3 protein-coding genes are annotated in these 4,524 nt (G+C 57.4%); 2 read left to right on the top strand and 1 reads right to left on the bottom strand.

What is annotated here, in order from left to right:
- A partial coding sequence (gene recD / locus LDK53_RS18190) for an exodeoxyribonuclease V subunit alpha (protein WP_225287755.1) occupies positions 1-1,545 on the top strand: 1,545 nt, incomplete at its 5' end.
- 34 nt (positions 1,546-1,579) lie between these two features.
- Here the strand turns inward: recD and argA are convergent.
- A complete protein-coding gene (gene argA, locus LDK53_RS18185) occupies positions 1,580-2,911 on the bottom strand; it encodes an amino-acid N-acetyltransferase (protein ID WP_014885072.1) in 1,332 nt (443 codons plus the stop codon).
- 227 nt (positions 2,912-3,138) lie between these two features.
- Here argA and amiC point away from each other — a divergent pair, with 227 nt between their 5' ends.
- Entirely contained in the window at positions 3,139-4,392 is a 1,254-nt protein-coding gene (amiC, locus tag LDK53_RS18180) for an N-acetylmuramoyl-L-alanine amidase AmiC (RefSeq protein ID WP_025760261.1), read from the top strand.
- Positions 4,393-4,524: the final 132 nt, after the last annotated feature.

Here is a 4,524-nt window from a genome sequence, read left to right as displayed (position 1 = left end):
ACCGATACCGGTACGCCGATGATCCTCACCGGCGAGCGTTTGTATCTTAACCGACTGTGGCGCAACGAACTGACGGTGGCGCGCTTCTTTAGTGAGACGAACGCCCCGCTTCCCTGCGATGAAGCGCAGCTTCGGCAGGTGCTGGATACGCTGTTTACCTCTGAGAACGAAACAGACTGGCAGAAAGTGGCGGCCGCCGTGGCGTTAACGCGACGGATCTCGGTGATATCTGGTGGCCCGGGCACCGGGAAAACGACCACCGTGGCGAAGCTGCTTGCTGCGCTGATTCAGCTCTCGGGTGAGCAAAAGTGCCGTATTCGCCTGGCGGCCCCTACCGGTAAAGCGGCGGCGCGTCTGACGGAGTCGTTAGGCGGGGCGCTGCAAAAATTACCCCTTACCGGCGAGCAGCTCGCGCTTTTCCCCAACGAAGCCAGCACGCTACACCGGCTGCTTGGCGCGCAGCCGGGTAGCCAGCGGCTGCGTTATCATGCTGGTAACCCCCTGCATCTGGATGTGCTGGTGGTGGATGAAGCGTCGATGATTGACCTGACGATGATGTCACGTTTGATTGAGGCTCTGCCGCCTCACGCGCGCGTCATTTTTCTCGGCGATCGTGACCAGCTTGCCTCCGTGGAAGCCGGGGCTGTACTCGGCGATATCTGCACCTATGCCAGCCTGGGGTATACCGCGGAACGCGCGCAGGAGTTAGCGCGTCTGACGGGATGTTCGCTCGTCTCTGAAAACCATTCCCTTGCGGGGGCTCTGCGCGACAGCCTGTGTCTGCTGCAAAAGAGCTACCGTTTCGGCAGCGACTCCGGCATTGGCCAGCTTGCGGCGGCCGTGAACCGCGGGGACCGTCACACCACCTGTGCGGTCTTTGACGGCACCTTTACGGATATTGAGAAAAAATCGCTGCAAAACGGGGAGGAGTATCAGGCGATGCTTGATGATGCCCTGCTGGGGTATCAGCACTTCCTGAGGGGCGTACAGCAGCAAAGCACACCGGAGCAGGTGATAGCCGCGTTTGGCGAATATCAGTTGCTCTGTGCGCTGAGAGAAGGACCCTTTGGCGTCAGCGGCCTGAACGACAGGCTGGAACAGCTGCTGGCGCAAAAGCGTAAAATACACCGTACCCCGCATTCGCGCTGGTATGAAGGAAGACCGGTGATGATCTCCCGCAACGACAGCGCGCTGGGGTTGTTTAACGGGGATATTGGAATTGCGCTCGATCGCGGCCAGGGGCTGCGCGTCTGGTTCCAGATGCCGGATGGTAGCGTGAAGTCTTTCCAGCCGAGCCGTTTGCCTGAGCATGAAACCGCATGGGCGATGACGGTGCATAAATCCCAGGGCTCTGAGTTTAACCATGCGGCGCTGATCCTGCCCACGCAGCTATCACCCGTCATTACCCGCGAGCTGATCTATACTGCCATTACGCGCGCGCGTCAGCGCCTGTCGCTGTATACCGATGAACGCGTGCTGGTGCAGGCGATTGCCACCCGCACGGAACGTCGAAGCGGGCTGAGCGCGATATTTGAGTCTCTGTAAACAAAAGCCCTCGCCGGACGGTGAGGGCGTAGTCTCACCCCAGATCCGCCATCAGCACTTTTGAGCGCCGCTGATAGTTGTACATCTCTTTCTTCGTTTCCGGTAGCGAATCAATATCCACCGGCGTAAACCCACGCTCCTGGAACCAGTGAATGCTGCGCGTCGTCAGCACAAACAGCTTGCTCAGGCCCATCTGGCGCGCCTGCGCTGCCACGCGCTCAAGCAGCATTTCACCGCGTGACGAGCTGCGGTAGTCAGGATGCACCGCCACGCAGGCCATTTCGCCGATCTTCTCTTCCGGGAACGGATAGAGCGCGGCGCAGGCAATGGTCAGGTTATCACGCTGAATAATGGTGAATTTGTCGATCTCCATCTCCAGCTGCTCGCGCGAACGACGCACCAGAATCCCCTGCTGTTCGAGGGGGCGGATCAGCTCCAGAATGCCGCCGATATCGTTAATGGTGGCGCGGCGGATCTGCTCCGCACTCTCCATCACAATCTGGGTGCCGATACCGTCGCGGGAGAACAGCTCCTGCAACAGGGCACCGTCTTCCTGATAGCTGATCAGGTGGCTACGGCGCACGCCGCTGCGGCAGGCTTTCACGGCGCCACGCAGAAAACGCACGGTGCCGGAGTGGTAATCGCCTTCTGCTTCCAGCGCTTCAACGCGGGCCTGGGCTTCATTCGGGAAGAGCTCTGGCACGATAACCCCTTCATCGTTCACCACCCCCTGGGAGGAGCAAAACCCAATCATTTTTTCCGCCTTCAGCTTGATCGCCAGCTGCGTGGCAATCTCTTCTGAAGTGAGGTTAAAGCTTTCACCGGTCACGGAAACCGCCACCGGACCCATCAGCACGATGGCACCGCTGTCGAGCTGGCGGTGAATGGCTTCTTCATCAATACGACGAATGCGTCCGCTGTGGCAGTAATCGACGCCATCGTCCACGCCGAGCGGCTGGGCAATGATAAAGTTGCCACTCACGACGTTGATATGCGCGCCCTGCAGCGGCGTGTTGTTCAGGCTCATCGACAGGCGAGCCGTAATATCCAGCTGCAGCAGGCCAGCGGCCTGTTTCACCAGTTCAAGGGTTTTCGCATCCGTTACGCGGGTGTGTTTGTGATAAATCGGCTCGTGGTGATGAGCGGCCAGGTTGGCATCGATCTGCGGACGTGCGCCATAGACCACCACCAGGCGGATCCCGAGGCTGTGCAGCAGGCCAATGTCATTGACGATGCTGGAAAAATTTTCATGCTCAATGGCTTCGCCGCCAAGCATGATGACAAACGTTTTTCCCCGATGGGCGTTGATATAGGGAACAGAATGGCGGAATCCCTGGACCAGTTCGGTTCTACGCTCCTTCACCATGGCACAACCCTTAATGAATGTTTATTCGCAATTTCTGTATTTTTATTCGATTGTGGCCGCGTGTGCAAGCGTAAATTTTCCGCGCCCCACAGAAATCGATAAGTAATCCGTGCGTTAGCACAGGATTGTTTACCCTTTTATAGATGACAGTTTATGCGTCATTCGTTAAAGTTTTCGGTCAATCTGGACATTTTGTATATCAGTCAGTGTTCTTGCTCGGGAGAAGCATGTCGGGATCCAATTCAGCAATAAGCCGCCGCCGTTTGTTAAAAGGGGCCGGGGCAATGTGGTTGCTTAGCGTCAGTCAGGTCGGTCTTGCCGCCACCAGTCAGGTCGTGGCGGTGCGCGTCTGGCCATCGTCGACCTATACGCGCGTGACGGTCGAATCCAACCGCGTACTGAAATATAAGCAATTTGCCCTCAGTAACCCTGAACGTGTGGTGGTGGATCTCGAAGGCGTAAACCTCAACTCCGTGTTGAAGGGGATGGCGGCACAGATCCGCGGCGACGATCCGTTTATTAAATCGGCGCGCGTGGGGCAGTTTGATCCGCAAACCGTGCGCATGGTGTTTGAACTGAAGCAGAACGTGAAGCCGCAGCTGTTTGCCCTTGCGCCTGTGGCCACGTTCAAAGAGCGTCTTGTGATGGATCTCTACCCGGCGAATGCGACGGACATTCAGGATCCCCTGCTGGCGCTGCTGGAAGACTACAACCAGGGCAACCTTGAGAAACAGGTCCCTCCTGCGCAAAGCGGCCCGCAGCCGGGAAAAGCAGGGCGCGATCGCCCGATCGTGATCATGCTCGATCCTGGCCACGGCGGCGAAGACTCAGGCGCGGTGGGGAAATATCGCACGCGTGAAAAAGACGTGGTGCTGCAAATCGCTCGTCGTCTGAAGGCGTTGATTGATAAAGAAGGCAATATGCGCGCCTACATGACGCGTAATGAGGATGTGTTTATCCCGCTGAAGGTCAGGGTGGCCAAAGCGCAGAAGCAGCGCGCGGATTTGTTCGTGTCGATCCATGCGGACGCCTTTACCAGCCGTCAGCCAAGCGGCTCGTCGGTGTTTGCGCTGTCCACCAAAGGTGCGACCAGTACCGCGGCGCGATACCTTGCGGACACCCAGAACGCCTCGGACCTGATTGGTGGCGTGAGTAAAAGCGGCGACCGCTACGTCGACCACACCATGTTCGACATGGTGCAGTCGCTGACCATCAACGACAGCCTGAAGTTTGGTAAAGCGGTGCTGGGTAAGCTGGGTAACATCAACAAGCTGCATAAAAACAGCGTTGAGCAGGCCGGGTTTGCGGTACTGAAGGCGCCGGATATTCCGTCTATTCTGGTCGAAACGGCATTTATCAGTAACGTGGAAGAGGAGCGTAAGCTCAAAACGGCCAAATTCCAGCAAGAGGTCGCGGAGTCGATTCTGGCAGGGATCCGGGCGTATTTCTCTGACGGGGCGACGCTGGCACGACGCGGGTAAATCTTTCAAGCCGGGTGAACGCCCGGCAAATTCACAAATGACAAAAACAAAAAAACACCCTTAAGGGTGTTTATTGTTTTAGAAGTGTTGGTTGCGGGGGCCGGATTTGAACCGACGACCTTCGGGTTATGA

This window comes from Enterobacter sp. K16B (assembly GCF_020216105.1).
Lineage (GTDB): Bacteria > Pseudomonadota > Gammaproteobacteria > Enterobacterales > Enterobacteriaceae > Enterobacter > Enterobacter sichuanensis.
This window is presented reverse-complemented; position numbering and strand designations above follow the sequence as displayed.

Coding starts and splice junctions, on each gene's coding strand:
- argA (WP_014885072.1), bottom strand. CDS start 2,911: ATGGTGAAGGAGCGTAGAACCGAACTGGTCCAGGGATTCCGCCATTCT.
- amiC (WP_025760261.1), top strand. CDS start 3,139: ATGTCGGGATCCAATTCAGCAATAAGCCGCCGCCGTTTGTTAAAAGGG.